Source organism: Pseudonocardia humida (assembly GCF_023898865.1).
In the GTDB taxonomy this organism is placed as follows: domain Bacteria; phylum Actinomycetota; class Actinomycetes; order Mycobacteriales; family Pseudonocardiaceae; genus Pseudonocardia; species Pseudonocardia humida.
This window is the reverse complement of record NZ_JAGSOV010000015.1, coordinates 142,602-156,730: the sequence shown is the minus strand read 5'-3', so window position 1 is coordinate 156,730 and position 14,129 is coordinate 142,602. Positions and strand designations below refer to the sequence as shown.

Below are 14,129 nucleotides of genomic sequence, written 5' to 3'. Positions count from 1 at the left end.
CGTGCGGATCGGCGAGCTGAGCGAGCGGGCGGGGGTGAGCACCCGGACCCTGCGCCACTACGAGGAGCTGGGCCTGCTGCCCGCCCGGCGGCGGGCCAACGGCTACCGCGAGTACGACGAGGCCGACCTGCGGCTGCTCGCCGAGATCCGCGACCTCGTCGAGCTCGGCTTCGCGCTGGAGGAGACCCGCCCCTTCCTCGACTGCCTGCGCGCCGGGCACCCCACGGGCACCAGCTGCGCGGACGCCCGCGCCGTGCAGCGGCGCAAGCTCGCCGAGGTCGACGACCTGATCGCCCGGCTGCGCACGGTCCGGGCCGAGCTGGCCGACCAGCTCGACACCCCCGTCCCGCGCTGCGACCTGACCTGCTGAGGAGTCCGCGATGACCACCACCGAGTCCCTGCTGTCCGTCACCGACGCCACGTTCGACGAGCTGGTGCTGCGCTCCGAGCTGCCGGTGCTGCTGGAGTTCACCGCGTCCTGGTGCCCGCCCTGCAGGATGATCGAGCCGGTGCTGTGCGAGCTGGCCGTCGAGCTGGCCGGGCGGGCCGTGGTCGCCCAGCTCGACGTGGACGAGAACCCGCGCACCGCCGCCGCGGCCGGCGTGCTCGGGATGCCGACGCTGAGCCTCTACCGCGACGGCGCGGCCGTCGCCCGGCTGACGGGGGCGCGGCCCAAGGCGGCGCTGCTGGCGGCCTTCGAGGGGTACCTGCCGCCCGCCTGACCGCACGTTCGAACTGATGTTCGAGTAGGCTGGCGGGGTGGGCTGGAGCAACCCGGACGTCCCGTGGAGCGAGTTGGAGGCGGCGCTCTCCGGTCGCGTCCCACACGGCACGGGCCCGCTCGACGGCGAACCCGACGGCGGCGACGGCCCCGCCTGGTCGCGCAAGCGCGCGCCCTACGCCCCGCCGCCCGCCCGCCGGGCCGACCCGGCCACCCGGGTCCCCTTCGCCGAGCTGCACTGCCACTCCAACTTCAGCTTCCTCGACGGGGCCAGCCACCCCGAGGAGCTGGTCGAGGCGGCCGCCGGGCTGGGGCTCGACGCGCTCGCCCTCACCGACCACGACGGCATGTACGGGGTCGTCCGGTTCGCCGAGGCCGCGGCCGCGCTGGATGTGCCCACCGCTTTCGGCTCCGAGCTCTCCCTGGGGCTGAGCGCCCCGCAGAACGGCGTCGCCGACCCCGAGGGCAGCCACCTGCTGCTGCTCGCCCGCGACCCCGAGGGCTACCGCGGGCTCTGCCGCACGATCAGCACCGCGCAGCTGGCCGGTCGGGAGAAGGGCCGCCCGGTCTACGACCTGGACGAGGTCGTCGCCGACACGGCGGGCCGGGTGCTGGTGCTCACCGGCTGCCGCAAGGGCGCGGTCCGCCGGGCCCTGCGCGCCGGCGGCCGCGACGCCGCCGCCACCGCCCTGCGCGGGCTCGTCGAGCGGTTCGGGGCCGACCACGTCGCCGTCGAGCTCACCCACCAGGGCCTGCCCACCGACACCGAGCGCAACGACGCGCTCGCCGCGCTCGCCCGCGACGCCGGCCTGCCCGTCGTCGCCTCCAGCGCCGCCCACTACGCCGCGCCGCACCGGTACCCGCTGTTCACGGCGCTGTCGGCGGTGCGGGCCCGGCGCAGCCTCGACGACGCCGACGGCTGGCTGCCCCCGGCGGGCACGGCGCACCTGCGCTCCGGCGCGGAGATGTCCGCCCGCTTCGACCAGCGCTACCCGGGGGCCGTGGCGATGGCCGCGGAGATCGGCCGCGCGTGCGCCTTCTCGATCGACCTGGTCGCCCCCGACCTGCCGCCGTTCCCGGTGCCCCCCGGCTACACCGAGGCCCGCTGGCTGCGCGAGCTGACCCGGCGGGGCGTGGCCCGCCGCTACGGCAGCCACGCCGAGTACCCGGCCGCGGTGGAGACCGTCGAGCGCGAGCTGGCGATCATCGAGCAGAAGAACTTCCCCGGCTACTTCCTGATCGTGCACGACATCGTCGAGTTCTGCCGCCAGGCCGACATCCTCTGCCAGGGCCGGGGCTCTGCGGCCAACTCCGCGGTCTGCTACGCGCTGGGCATCACCAACGTCGACGCGGTCAACATGGGCCTGCTGTTCGAGCGGTTCCTCTCGCCAGCCCGGGAGGGCTACCCCGACATCGACCTGGACATCGAGTCCGGCCGCCGCGAGGAGGTGATCCAGTACGTCTACCGCACCTACGGGCGCGGCTGCGCGGCCCAGGTCGCCAACGTGATCACCTATCGACCGCGGTCGGCCGTGCGCGACACGGCCAAGGCGCTCGGGTTCTCGCCCGGCCAGCAGGACGCCTGGAGCAAGCACATCGAGCGCTGGTCCGGCCTGGCCGACGGCCCCCTCCCGGAGAGCATCCCCGCGCAGGTCGTCGACCTCGCCGACGACCTGCTCGGCTTCCCCCGCCACCTGGGCGTCCACTCCGGCGGCATGGTCATCTGCGACCGCCCGGTCTCGGAGGTGGTGCCGGTCGAGTGGGCCCGCATGGACGGCCGCTCGGTCGTGCAGTGGGACAAGGACGACTGCGCCGCCGCCGGGCTGGTCAAGTTCGACCTGCTCGGGCTGGGCATGCTCACCGCACTGCACCTCATGATCGACCTGGTCGCCGAGCACCACGGGGAGCGGTTCGAGCTGCACCAGCTGCAACCCGTCGACGACGCCGTCTACGAGATGCTCCAGCGGGCCGACTCGGTCGGCGTGTTCCAGGTGGAGTCGCGCGCCCAGATGGCCACCCTGCCCCGGCTCAAGCCGCGCGAGTTCTACGACCTGGTCGTCGAGGTCGCGCTGATCCGCCCCGGCCCCATCCAGGGCGGCTCCGTGCACCCCTACATCCGCCGCCGCAACGGCCTGGAGGAGCCGACCTACGACCACCCGCTGCTGAAGAACGCGCTGGAGAAGACCCTGGGCGTGCCGCTGTTCCAGGAGCAGCTGATGCAGATCGCGGTCGACGTGGCCGGCTTCTCCGCGGGCGACGCCGACGAGCTGCGCCGGGCGATGGGGTCCAAGCGCTCCACCGAGAAGATGGAGAAGCTGCGCGAGCGGTTCTTCTCCGGGATGGCCGCCAACGGCATCTCCGGCGAGGTCGCCGAGGGCATCTTCGCCAAGATGCTCGCCTTCGCGAACTTCGGCTTCCCGGAGAGCCACGCGATCAGCTTCGCCTCGCTGGTCTACTACAGCGCCTGGTTCAAGCTGCACTACCCGGCGGCGTTCTGCGCGGCCCTGCTCAACTCCCAGCCGATGGGCTTCTACTCGCCGCAGTCGCTGGTCGCCGACGCCCGCCGGCACGGCGTGCTGGTCCGCGGCCCCGACGTCAACCTGGGGCGCGCCGACGCCGTCCTGCAGCCCGACCCGCGCAGCCACCGCGGGCAGGCCGTCCGGCTGGGGCTGGCCGAGGTGCGCCGCATCGGCCTCGACGTCGCCGAGAGGATCGACGCCGAGCGCGACCGCGCCGGCCCCTACGCCGACCTGGCCGACCTGGCCCGCCGCGTCCGGCTCACCGTCGCCCAGGCCGAGGCCCTGGCCACCGCGGGTGCCTTCGGCTGCTTCGGCGTCGACCGCCGCTCCGCGCTGTGGGCGGCGGGGGTGGTCGCCGCCGTCCGCTCCGACCAGCTCCCCGGCACCGCCGTCGGCCTCGAGGCGCCGCCCCTGCCCGGCCTCACCCCCGCCGAGACCACCGTCGCCGACGTCTGGGCCACCGGCGTCTCCCCCGACAGCCACCCCGTGCAGCACCTGCGCGACCGCCTCGACGCCCTGGGCGCCGTCCGCATCGACCGCCTCGCCGCCGTCGGCCGCGACCTGCGCCCCGGCGACCCGGAGCAGATCCCGCCCCGCGTCCTGGTCGGCGGCCTGGTCACGCACCGCCAGCGCCCCGCCACCGCCGCCGGGGTCACCTTCATCAACCTGGAGGACGAGAGCGGCATGCTCAACGTCACCTGCTCGGAGGGCCTGTGGGCCCGCTACCGCACGGTCGCGGTCGGCAGCACGGCCCTGCTGGTGCGCGGCCGGCTGGAGCGCAGCCCCGAGGGCGTGCTCAACCTGGTCGCCGACCGGTTGCAGAAGCTCCCGCTGGCGGTCCCGGTGAAGTCCCGCGACTTCCGGTAGAGACCCCACCGCCCGGTGAGCGGCGCTCTCGCCGGGCGGGCCCGGGGCGGTGCGCCGCCCGCTCGGCGTGGGAGCGCCCCGTGACCCGGGGCGAGCCGGGCGAGCGGCGTTCTCGCCGGTCTCCTCGTGGCCAGCCGCGAGCCGGTGTCCTCGCAGAGGTGGCGGTGTCCTCGCAGCGCGCCGGCGGGCTGCGAGGACGCCGCCAGCGCTGCGAGGAGCCCCCGAGCCCGGGGGAGGGCGAGGGGAGGGCGGGGAGGGCGAGGGGAGGGCGGGGGAGAGCACCTATGGGGGCGCCGCCACCACCAAACCCGACTCGTACGCCACGATCACCAACTGCGCCCGGTCCCGCGCGCCGAGCTTGTCCAGCAGGTGGCCGATGTGGGTCTTCACCGTCGCCGGGCTCACCCGCAGGTGCTCGGCGATCTCGGTGTTGGACAGCCCGCGGGCGATCAGGACGAGGACCTCGCGCTCCCGGGCCGTCACGCCGTCGAGCGCGCGGGGGAGCGGGCGGCCGGGGGCGGGGCGGGTGCTGAACTCGGCGACCAGCCTGCGGGTCACCGACGGCGCCAGCAGCGCGTCGCCCGCCGCGACGACGGCGATGCCGGCCAGCAGCCGGGCCGGTGGGGTGTCCTTGAGCAGGAAGCCGCTCGCCCCGGCGCGCAGGGCGGCGTGGACGTAGGCGTCGAGGTCGAAGGTGGTCAGCACCAGCACCCGGACGCCCGCGGTCGCGGGGTCGGCGCAGATGCGGCGGGTGGCCTCGATGCCGTCCAGGTCGGGCATGCGGATGTCCATCAGCACGACGTCGGGACGGTGCCGGGTGGCGAGGTCGACGGCCTCGGTGCCGGTGGCGGCCTCGCCGACGACGCGGAAGCCCGGTTCGGTGTCGACGAGCACGCGCAGGCTGCCGCGCAGCAGGGCCTGGTCGTCGGCGACGAGGACGGTGGTCGGGTCGGTCATCGGCGGCTCCCGGCCAGCGGGAGCTCGGCGCGCACGGCGAAGCCGCCGCCGGGCTCGGGGCCGGCGTGGAAGGCGCCGCCGTAGACGGCGACGCGCTCCCGCATCCCGATCAGGCCGTGGCCGGGCACGGGTGGCGCGGCGGTCGCGGGCCCGGTGTCGGTGACCGCGATCCGCACGCGGTCGGCCTCGACCCGGACCTCGATCCGGCAGCGGACGGGCCCGGCGTGCTTGATCACGTTGGTGAGCGCCTCCTGGACGATCCGGTAGGCCGACAGGTCGACGCCATCGGGGAGGGCCGTGGCGCGGGGCAGGTCGAGCTCGACCCGGACACCGGCCCGCTCGGCCTGGGTGGCCAGCGCGGGCAGGGCGGCGAGCCCGGGGGTGGGGCCCAGCTCGGCGGGGGCGTCGTCCTCGCGGCGGAGCACCCCCAGCAGGTGGCGCAGCTCGGTGAGGACCTCGCGGCTGGCGCCCTCGATCACCCGCAGCGCGTCGGCGGCCTCCTGCGGGCGGGCGGCCAGCACGTGGTTGGCCACGCCCGCCTTCACCGCGATGACGCTGATGCTGTGCGCGACCACGTCGTGCAGCTCGCGGGCGATGTGCAGGCGCTCGGCGGTCACCGCCCGCTCGGCGAGGCGCTGGGCGGCCTGCGCGGCCAGTAGCCCGCGCTCGCGGACCACCCGGCCGACCACCCACGCCGCCCCGACCACGACCGGCCCGATCAGCACCGCGTCGATCCAGGACGAGGTGGGCGCCTGTGTCCCCGCCAGCAGGGGGACGGCGCCCAGCACCGCCAGGTAGCCGTGGCCCCGCGTCCAGCGCCGGGCCGGGCGGGAGACGGCGACCGCGTAGGCGGCGTAGGCCGCGGCCAGGAAGGGGAGGCGCCCCATCCCGACGGCGACCGACCCCACCGCGGCCAGCGCCACCACGGCGAACACCGCGCGCGGCCACCGCCGCCGCACGGCCAGCGGCAGCGTGAGCGCCACCGGCAGCGCGGGAGCGAGCCACGCCGGGCCGGTGCCCGGCGGCGCGGCCGCCGACAGCGCCACCAGCAGCCCGACGGCGACCGCGGCGTCGAGCACGACGGGCAGTCGGTCGGCGTCCCACCGCGCGACGGGCGCGGCCCGGGTGTCGGGGTCGCGCACCGCGTGCGGAGCGCCGGCAGCGGCCACCGACCGAGCGTATCCGCGCGCGCCGCGCCGGCCGTCCGACCGGGGTCTGTCATACCCCGGTCGGAGCCCTGAGCGACCGTGCGACCAGGGGTGGAGGGTTGATTTCTGGCTCCGGTCCGATGTGCCGCGGGCCGCGGATCGGGAGCCTGGTCGGGACCCGGCCCCGACCCTGGAGAGCCATGCACCTGCCCCGAAGAGCGGTCGTCGTCGTGCTGGCGGCCGTGCTGGCCGTCATCGCGACGATCACCGTGAGCACGACCGTGGCGAGCGCCGACGCCCCCGCGCTGACCTGGGGCCCGTGCCCCGACGGCCCGGGCGCGGTCGGCATGGAGTGCGCCACCCTCGACGTGCCCGTCGACCCGGCCGATCCCGACGGCCGCACCATCACCCTCGCACTGGGCCGGCTGCCGGCCACCGGCACCGCCGAGGGGTCGGTGCTGGTCAACTTCGGCGGTCCGGGAGCCCCCGGCATCCCGATGCTGCGCGACCAGGCCGCCGAGTCCTTCGCCGCGCTGCGCGCCCGGATGGACGTCGTCACCTGGGACACCCGCGGCTACGGCGGGCTGTTCGGCGGTCGCAGCACCGGGCTGGACTGCGACTTCCGGTCCCTGGCCCGGCCCACGCCGCCGTTCCCGGCCGACCAGGCGGCGTTCGACGCGATCACGGAGGCGAACCGGGCGGTCGCGCAGGCCTGCCGCGACACCGACCCGGTGCTGTTCGACCACATGGACTCGGCGTCGCACGCCCACGACATGGAGGCGATCCGGCGCGCGCTCGGCCAGGAGCGCCTGACGTTCTACGGCGCGTCCTACGGCGGCATGTTCGCCCAGGCCTACGCGCGGCTCTTCCCCGACCGCGTGCGGGCGATGGTCCTCGACGGGACGGCCAACCACTCCACCGCCGACTGGGACGCCGAGGTGGACGAGCAGGCCCGCGACGGCGAGGAGGTCTTCGACCGGTTCGTCGCCTGGTGCGCCGCCGAGCCCGCCTGCGCGCTGCACGGCACCGACGTGCGTGCGCGCTGGCTCGCCGTCGTCGCGGCGGCCGACCGCGAGCCGCTGCCGGTGCCCGGCACCGACATCCGCTACACCGGCCGCGACCTGCAGGGCCTGCTGCGCTTCACGTTCCTGGCCGGCCCGCCGGAGTGGCCGGCGATGGCCGCGGCCGTCGTCACCGCCGAGGGCGGCGACGGGTCGGGGTTCGTGCCGGAGCGGGGCAACCCGTACCCGGTCGTGAGCACGGTGGGGCTGACCGAGTGCCAGGAGATCCCCGGCTACGACGACCACCGCGACATGGTCGGGACGGTCGAACGGGTACGCGCGGTGGGGCCGGCGCTGGGCGTGTCCATGCCGATCGTCGCGCACGTCCTGACCTGCGCGGGATGGCCCGCGCCGCTGGCCAACCCGCCGGCCCCGCTGCCCGACGGGCTGCCCCCGCTGCTCGGGCTGGGCACCTGGACCGACTTCCCGGGCACCGAGCGGGCCGTCCGGCAGGTCCCGGGCAGCGTCGCCGTCCGCCACGACGGCCCCGGCCACGTGCTCTACCGGACGGGCAACGCCTGCGCCATCGAGGTCGCCGACCGCTACCTGACCGACCTGGAGCTGCCCGAACCCGGCACCACCTGCTGACTCAGGCGCCCGGCTCCACCAGACCGTGCTCGTAGGCGAACACCACCGCCTGGACCCGGTCGCGCAGGTCGAGCTTCATCAGCACCCGCGCGACGTGGGTCTTCACCGTGGCCTCGCCGACCACCAGCTCCGCGGCGATCTCGGCGTTGGACAGCCCGCGGGCCAGCATCCGCAGCACCTCGTGCTCGCGGTCGGTGAGCCGGTCGAGGGCCGGCGGGCGCGGGCGGCGGCCCGGCTCGGGCAGCGTGCTGAACGCGCTGATCACCCGCCGGGTGACCAGCGGGTCGAGCAGGGCGCCGCCGTCGGCGGCCACCCGGATCGCGTCGACCAGGCGCTCCGGCGGGGCCACCTTGAGCAGGAAGCCGCTCGCGCCCAGCCGGAGCGCGGCGTGCACGTTGGCGTCGTCGTCGAAGGTCGTCAGCACGACGACCCGGACCGCGGGGTGGCCCTCCAGGATGCGCCGGGTCGCGGCCAGGCCGTCCAGGCCCGGCATGCGCACGTCCATCAGCACGACGTCGGGGTGCAGCGCGGCGGTGGCCGCCACGGCGGCGGCCCCGTCGCCCGCCTCGCCGACGACGACGATGTCGGGCTCGGTCTCCAGCACCAGCCGCAGCCCGGCCCGGATCATGATCTCGTCGTCGGCGAGCAGGACGCGGATCGCGCGCCCGCTCACGGCGGCGCCGGGAGCCGGGCGCGCACCGCCCAGCCCCCGCCCGGGGCCGCCCCGGTCTCCAGCTCGCCGCCGTACATGCCGACGCGCTCGCGCATCCCGGCGAGACCGTGGCCTGCCGGTTCGCCGGGGCCGCCCGCGCCGTCGTCGACGACCGACACGGTCAGCTCGGCGGGGTCGTAGCGCACGACGACGCGCGCCCGCGCCGGCCCGGCGTGCTTGAGCGCGTTCGTCAGGCCCTCCTGGACGATCCGGTAGGCGGCCAGGTCGAGCCCGCCGGGCAGCGGGCGCGGCTCGCCCTCGACCCGCAGGTCGACCGGCAGCCCGGCCGACCGGATGCGCTCGGCCAGCTGCCCGACGTGCTCCAGCCGGGGCGGCGGCGCCAGCCCGGACTCCCCATCGGGTTCGGCGGCGAGCGCGCGCAGCACCCCGACCACCCGGTGCAGCTCGGCCACCGCCTCCCGGCCGAGGTCCTCCACCCCGCGCAGCATCCCGGCCTCGCGGTCGTGCCCGCCGCCGGCGTCCAGCAGCCGGCGCACGCCGCCGACCTGCAGGGTCATCACGCTGACGATGTGGGCCACGGCGTCGTGCAGCTCGCGGGCGATCCGCCCGCGCTCGACGCGCACCGCCTCGTCCGCCCGCGCCTCGCGCTCCAGCGCCAGCTGGGCGGCGACGGCGGCCAGCTCGGCGCTGCGCTCCTGCTCGCGGCGCACCAGCCGGCCGATGCCCCACGCCGAGCCGGTGCCCAGCAGCATCGCCATCACGTCCCACGGGCGGTCGCCGAGCAGGCTCAGGGCGCCGAAGAGCGCGAACGTGCCCGTCGCCGCCGCCGCACCCACGGCGGGCGCGCACCGCTGGGCGACGCTGCTCAGCGCGACCAGCAGGCCGAGCGCCATCGACGCGGTCAGCCCGACGCCGTCGCCGGGCAGCTCCGAGGCCGCCAGCACCAGCAGCGCCACCCCGAACGCCACGAGCGGCACCCGCGTGCGCAGCAGCAGCGCACCCGCGGCGATCACGATCACGCCCGCGGCGACCAGCGGGTCGGAGTCGGGCAGCGCGCCGAGCGCCAGCTCGGCGAGGCCCCCGGCGCCGAGCGCGCCCGCGATGGCCGCGTCGAGGCGGGTGGGGGCGCGCACAGCGGCTGACGCTAGCCGAGCCGGCGCCCGCCGGAGTCCCCCTCGCGGTGGATCCGCGTCCACCGCGCGGCGGACGCCGGGATCACGATCGCGGGCGACGACCGGAACGGGGTCGCGCGGCCAGGCTGTCCCGGCCCGCCGAGCCGCGGCGGGCGGGGGAGGAGACAGGCGATGAACAGCGCGATGGTCCGGGCGGGTGGGGCGGCGGTCGCCGCGGGCGGGGTCGTGTGGGGTGCGGTCGGCCTGCTGGCGCCGCCGGACGGGGACGCGGTGAGCGCCACCGACGTGTGGTCCAGCGGGGTGTACCTGCTCGGCGTGATCGCGCTCGTCGCGGTGGTGGGCGGGACCGGAGCAGCCGGGCGCGGCCGGTGGGGGCGCTGGTCGGTCGCGGTGGAGCTGGTCCTGCTGGGGCTGGCCGCGCTGTCCACGCTGATCGCGCTGGCGCGGGGGCAGTACGAGCTGTCCGGGGCGCTGCTGGCGCTGGACATGGCCTGGCCGCTGAGCCAGCTGGGGATGATCGCGGTCGGGATCACCGTCGTGGCCGCGCGCGTGTGGCCGGCCCGCACGAGCTGGCTGCTCCTGGCCACCGCGCTGTGGCTGCCGGTCGGTTTCGTGGCGCCGGAGGCGGTCACCTCGGTGTACCTGGTCGTCGTCCCGCTGCTGCTGGGGCTCTCGGTCGCGCTCGACGTGCCGGCCCGCGCCGGCCGGTCGGCGCCGCGGCCGGCACCGGTGGTCCGGGGCTGAGGATCGGGGTCAGCGGTCCGACGGCGGGCGCGCGGGCCCGAGCAGCCGCAGCACGCTCGTCCGCAGCGCCGCCGACGCCGCGGCCGCGGTCGACCGGCCGGTGCCCACCTCGGCGCCGGCCGCGTGCCCGAGCGCGATCACGGCGGCGACCAGCCAGTCCAGGGGGAGGTCGCGGTCGAACTCGCCGCCGTCGCGCCCGCGGCGCAGGACCCGCTCGAAGCGCGCCCGGATGGGCTCGTGCCGGGCGTGGTCCTGCGCCGGATCGGGCGCGGCCACCGACTCGTGCAGCAGCAGCGGGTAGCGCTCCAGCAGCCGCCAGGTCGCGTCCAGCAGCGCCAGCAGGGCCCCGGTCGCCGAGGGGGCGTCGCGCTCGGCGGCATCCAGCTCGTCCAGCACGTCGGTGGTGATCCGGTCCAGCACCGCGGCGAGCAGCGCGTCGCGGGTGGGGAAGTGCGCGTAGACGGTCTGGCGCGTCACGCCGGCGGCCGCGGCGACCTGCTCGATCCCGGCCTCGGGGGTGCGGCCGAGCACGCGGGTGGCCGCGTCCAGCACGGCGGCGGCGTGCCGGCGGGCGTCCGCGCGGCGGCGGCGGGCGGGCGGGATCTCGGACATGCTTGTCAAGCTTAGCCGGCGGCCTTATCTTTGACATCGCTGTCAAAGAAGGGGGTCCGCATGCCCACCGCTCCCGTCCCCGCCGACGACTTCGCCGGCTACCTCCGCGGGTACACCGCGGAGATGACCTCCGGCGACGAGGACCCGGCCGCGGTCGTCGACCGGTACCACGCGCCCGACATCCAGTGGGTGTCCGACGGCAACGCGCTCGACCGCGACCGGCTCGTCGCCCACGTCCGGCCGGCCCGCCACAACGCCCGCTCGGTGCGGGTGGAGGTGCACGACGTCGTCGTCTCCGGCGACCGCGTCGCCGCCCGCTACACCCTGCGCGCCACCCTCCGGAAGGGGCGCGAGCTGACGATGGACGCGCACCTGTTCGGGACCCTCGCCCCCGACGGGCGGCTGCGCCGGGTCGACCAGATCACCCGGACGCTGCCGGGCTGAGCGGCCGCAGCCGGTGCCCCGCCGTGCGACACCCGTCGCGGGGAGCCCCGGCGGCGGTGCGCACCCCGACCACGGAACCCGGCCGGTCCGGGCGGGCGACCCGTTCTGGGAGGATGGCGCCGTGACGGCGACGGTGATGGACGGCAAGGCCACCCTCCAGGAGATCCTCGGCGAGATCGCGGGGCGCGTCGAGAAGCTCAAGGCCGCCGGGGTCACCCCGGGTCTGGGCACCGTGCTCGTCGGCGACGACCCGGGCTCGCACTCCTACGTCCGGGGCAAGCACCGCGACTGCGCCAAGGTCGGCATCACCTCGCTGCAGCGCGAGCTGCCCGCCACCGCCACCCAGGCCGACGTCGAGGCCGTCATCGACGAGCTGAACGCCGACCCGGCCTGCACCGGCTACATCGTGCAGCTGCCGCTGCCCGCCGGGCTGGACGCCGGGGCCGCGCTGGAGCGCATCGACCCGGCCAAGGACGCCGACGGCCTGCACCCGGTGAGCCTGGGCCGGCTGGTGCTGGGCGAGCCCGGCCCGCTGCCGTGCACCCCGCGCGGCATCGTCGAGCTGTGCCGGCGCTACGACGTCGAGCTCAACGGGGCCCACGTGGTGGTGGTCGGGCGCGGCATCACCGTGGGCAGGCCGCTGGGCCTGCTGCTCACCCGGCGCTCGGAGAACGCCACCGTCACCCTGTGCCACACCGGCACGCGCGACCTGGCCGCCGAGGTGCGCCGCGCCGACGTGGTGGTGGCCGCGGCGGGCAACCGGGGGCTCATCACCGCCGACATGATCAAGCCGGGGGCGGCGGTGCTCGACGTCGGCGTCACCCGCACCGACGAGGGCCTGCGCGGCGACGTGGCCCCCGAGGCCGCCGAGGTGGCCGGGCTGATCGCCCCCATGCCCGGCGGCGTCGGCCCGATGACCAGGGCCATGCTGCTCACCAACGTGGTCGAGGCCGCGGAGCGGACCGCGGCGGGGCTGTGACCGTGCCCGGTCTGCGCTCCCGGCTGCCGGTGCACGCCCCGCTGGCGCTGGTGTTCACCGTCGTCGCGGTGGGGATGGTCCGGGTGCTCACCCAGCACTGGCGGGAGGGCGCGGCGCTGCTCGGCGGCGCGCTGCTGCTCGCCGCGCTGCTGCGGATCGTGCTGCCCACCGACCGCGTCGGCCTGCTGGCCATCCGCAGCCGCCCCGTCGACGTGCTGGTCTACTCGGCGTTCGGCGGGGCGATGCTGGTGCTGGCGCTGACGATCGTGCGGGCGTCGTCGGACCTGACGTACTGACGCACCGACACCCGGCGGGGCATGATCAGCGCCATGACGGACCGTGCCGCCACGATCGTGGACACCCTGGTTGCGGCGTTCTCCGACCTGATGGCCGCCGATCCCGCGGCGTTCCGCACCAAGTTCCGCAAGATGGCGGCCGACCCGTTCGCCTTCTACCGGGGCAGCGCCTGCCTGTTCTACGCCGACGTCGCCGACCGCGACGACCCGTGGGTCGACGAGCGCACCAGCCGCGTGTGGATCCAGGGCGACCTGCACGCCGAGAACTTCGGCACCTACATGGACGGCGACGGCGCCCTCATCTTCGACGTCAACGACTTCGACGAGGCCTACGTCGGGCACTACACCTGGGACGTCAACCGGTTCGCGGCCAGCCTCGCCCTGATGGCCTGGAGCAAGGCCATCTCCGACGACGACATCACCGCGCTCGTCCGCCGGTACGTGGGCGCCTACGTCGCCCAGATCCGCCGCTTCGTCGAGCGCGACGACGACCGCAGCTTCTCGCTGCGGCTGGGCTCCACCGACGGGCCCGTGCACCAGGTGCTGCAGCTGGCCCGGCTGCGCACCCGCGTCGGCCTGCTCGACGCCATCACCGAGACCGAGGGCTTCGACCGCCGCCTGCGCGGCGTCCCCGGCCTGCGCAGGCTCGAGGACGGCGAGCGGACCGCCGTGCTCGACGCGTTCGAGCGCTACCTGGAGTCGATCCCGGAGCAGAAGCGCTACCGCGGCGTCGCCTACGCGGTGAAGGACGTGGCCGGCCGCTCCGGGTTCGGCATCGGCAGCGCCGGGCTGCCCGCGTACACCGTGCTGATCGAGGGCTACAACGAGGCGCTCGACAACGACGTCGTGCTGTCGATGAAGCAGGGCAACGTGGCCGCGCCCTCGCGCGTGGTCACCGACCCCGCCATCGCCGGCGCGTTCCACCACCACGGGCACCGCACCGCCGTGTCCCAGCGCGCCCTGCAGGCCCACGCCGACCGGCTGCTCGGCTGGACCGACCTGGACGGCGTCGGCTTCGTGGTCAGCGAGGTCTCGCCCTACGAGGCCGACCTGGACTGGTCGGAGCTGACCGAGCCGGCGGAGATCGGCCCGGTCGTGGACTACCTGGGCAAGGCCACCGCGAAGGCGCACAGCGTCGCCGACTCCGAGGCCGACCACTCGCTCGTGCCGTTCCAGAGCGAGGACGCGATCGCCGCCTCGATCGGCGGGCGGGACGCGGAGTTCACCGACTGGGTGGTCGAGTTCGCGCACACCTACGCGAGCCAGGTCCGCGCCGACCACGCCCTGTTCGTCGACGCCTTCCGCAGCGGCGCGATCCCCGGCGTCTCCTCCTCCACCCACCTCTGACGCCGCCCACCCCCCGGCTCCCGCCCCCGCCGCCGCCCGC

14 protein-coding genes are annotated in these 14,129 nt (G+C 76.2%); 9 read left to right on the top strand and 5 right to left on the bottom strand.

Annotated elements, in window-relative coordinates; all coding sequences use genetic code 11:
• The first annotated feature begins 1 nt into the window (after position 1).
• The 3 genes from KDL28_RS07455 to KDL28_RS07445 are packed head-to-tail and all read left to right on the top strand — an operon-like array spanning position 2 to position 4,107.
• Positions 2 to 370, top strand: coding sequence for a MerR family transcriptional regulator (locus KDL28_RS07455; RefSeq protein ID WP_252436578.1), 369 nt, complete (start codon positions 2 to 4; stop codon positions 368 to 370).
• A gap of 10 nt (positions 371 to 380) precedes the next feature.
• Positions 381 to 722: a thioredoxin family protein gene (locus KDL28_RS07450; protein ID WP_305882186.1), complete on the top strand. Its 342-nt coding sequence runs from the start codon at positions 381 to 383 to the stop codon at positions 720 to 722.
• Positions 723 to 759: 37 nt separating this feature from the next.
• Positions 760 to 4,107 (top strand): error-prone DNA polymerase, encoded by a 3,348-nt coding sequence (locus KDL28_RS07445; protein ID WP_252436576.1) that lies wholly within the window; start codon positions 760 to 762, stop codon positions 4,105 to 4,107.
• Between the two features lie 282 nt (positions 4,108 to 4,389).
• On the opposite strand, the gene KDL28_RS07440 is transcribed toward KDL28_RS07445, so the two are convergent.
• On the bottom strand, positions 4,390 to 5,064 hold the full coding sequence (locus KDL28_RS07440; RefSeq protein WP_252436574.1) for a response regulator: 675 nt from the start codon (positions 5,062 to 5,064) through the stop codon (positions 4,390 to 4,392).
• Positions 5,061 to 6,233, bottom strand: coding sequence for a sensor histidine kinase (locus tag KDL28_RS07435; RefSeq protein ID WP_252436572.1), 1,173 nt, complete (start codon positions 6,231 to 6,233; stop codon positions 5,061 to 5,063). Before KDL28_RS07435 ends, KDL28_RS07440 begins: the two co-directional genes overlap by 4 nt.
• A 179-nt stretch (positions 6,234 to 6,412) precedes the next feature.
• Here KDL28_RS07435 and KDL28_RS07430 point away from each other — a divergent pair, with 179 nt between their 5' ends.
• Entirely contained in the window at positions 6,413 to 7,861 is a 1,449-nt protein-coding gene (locus KDL28_RS07430) for an alpha/beta fold hydrolase (protein WP_252436570.1), read from the top strand.
• 1 nt (position 7,862) lies between these two features.
• Here the strand turns inward: KDL28_RS07430 and KDL28_RS07425 are convergent, their stop codons facing one another.
• Positions 7,863 to 8,534 (bottom strand): response regulator, encoded by a 672-nt coding sequence (locus KDL28_RS07425; protein ID WP_308215942.1) that lies wholly within the window; start codon positions 8,532 to 8,534, stop codon positions 7,863 to 7,865.
• Complete coding sequence (locus KDL28_RS07420) at positions 8,531 to 9,667, bottom strand: sensor histidine kinase (protein ID WP_252436568.1); 1,137 nt, start codon at positions 9,665 to 9,667, stop codon at positions 8,531 to 8,533. The genes KDL28_RS07425 and KDL28_RS07420 overlap by 4 nt, the downstream gene beginning before the upstream one ends.
• A 171-nt stretch (positions 9,668 to 9,838) precedes the next feature.
• On the opposite strand from KDL28_RS07420, the gene KDL28_RS07415 reads away from it, so the two are divergent.
• Positions 9,839 to 10,411, top strand: a complete 573-nt coding sequence (locus tag KDL28_RS07415; protein WP_252436566.1) for a hypothetical protein — start codon at positions 9,839 to 9,841, stop codon at positions 10,409 to 10,411.
• A gap of 9 nt (positions 10,412 to 10,420) precedes the next feature.
• On the opposite strand, the gene KDL28_RS07410 is transcribed toward KDL28_RS07415, so the two are convergent.
• Complete coding sequence (locus tag KDL28_RS07410) at positions 10,421 to 11,023, bottom strand: TetR/AcrR family transcriptional regulator (protein WP_252436565.1); 603 nt, start codon at positions 11,021 to 11,023, stop codon at positions 10,421 to 10,423.
• A 60-nt stretch (positions 11,024 to 11,083) separates the two neighbouring features.
• Here KDL28_RS07410 and KDL28_RS07405 point away from each other — a divergent pair, with 60 nt between their 5' ends.
• The 4 genes from KDL28_RS07405 (at position 11,084) to KDL28_RS07390 (ending at position 14,089) form a co-directional block, all read left to right on the top strand.
• Positions 11,084 to 11,467, top strand: coding sequence for a nuclear transport factor 2 family protein (locus KDL28_RS07405; protein ID WP_252436563.1), 384 nt, complete (start codon positions 11,084 to 11,086; stop codon positions 11,465 to 11,467).
• A 121-nt stretch (positions 11,468 to 11,588) separates the two neighbouring features.
• Positions 11,589 to 12,446, top strand: a complete 858-nt coding sequence (locus tag KDL28_RS07400) for a bifunctional methylenetetrahydrofolate dehydrogenase/methenyltetrahydrofolate cyclohydrolase (protein WP_252436561.1) — start codon at positions 11,589 to 11,591, stop codon at positions 12,444 to 12,446.
• A gap of 2 nt (positions 12,447 to 12,448) precedes the next feature.
• Positions 12,449 to 12,742 (top strand): DUF3017 domain-containing protein, encoded by a 294-nt coding sequence (locus tag KDL28_RS07395; RefSeq protein WP_372496906.1) that lies wholly within the window; start codon positions 12,449 to 12,451, stop codon positions 12,740 to 12,742.
• Between the two features lie 33 nt (positions 12,743 to 12,775).
• Positions 12,776 to 14,089 carry a DUF2252 domain-containing protein gene (locus KDL28_RS07390; RefSeq protein ID WP_252436559.1) on the top strand — a complete coding sequence of 438 codons (1,314 nt, stop codon included), beginning with the start codon at positions 12,776 to 12,778 and terminating at the stop codon, positions 14,087 to 14,089.
• Positions 14,090 to 14,129 lie beyond the last annotated feature (40 nt).

What these genes read in the sequence shown, in the direction of transcription:
- KDL28_RS07450 (WP_305882186.1), top strand. Translation starts at nt 381, where the DNA reads ATGACCACCACCGAGTCCCTGCTGTCCGTCACCGACGCCACGTTCGAC.
- KDL28_RS07440 (WP_252436574.1), bottom strand. Translation starts at nt 5,064, where the DNA reads ATGACCGACCCGACCACCGTCCTCGTCGCCGACGACCAGGCCCTGCTG.
- KDL28_RS07430 (WP_252436570.1), top strand. Translation starts at nt 6,413, where the DNA reads ATGCACCTGCCCCGAAGAGCGGTCGTCGTCGTGCTGGCGGCCGTGCTG.
- KDL28_RS07415 (WP_252436566.1), top strand. Translation starts at nt 9,839, where the DNA reads ATGAACAGCGCGATGGTCCGGGCGGGTGGGGCGGCGGTCGCCGCGGGC.
- KDL28_RS07410 (WP_252436565.1), bottom strand. Translation starts at nt 11,023, where the DNA reads ATGTCCGAGATCCCGCCCGCCCGCCGCCGCCGCGCGGACGCCCGCCGG.
- KDL28_RS07405 (WP_252436563.1), top strand. Translation starts at nt 11,084, where the DNA reads ATGCCCACCGCTCCCGTCCCCGCCGACGACTTCGCCGGCTACCTCCGC.
- KDL28_RS07390 (WP_252436559.1), top strand. Translation starts at nt 12,776, where the DNA reads ATGACGGACCGTGCCGCCACGATCGTGGACACCCTGGTTGCGGCGTTC.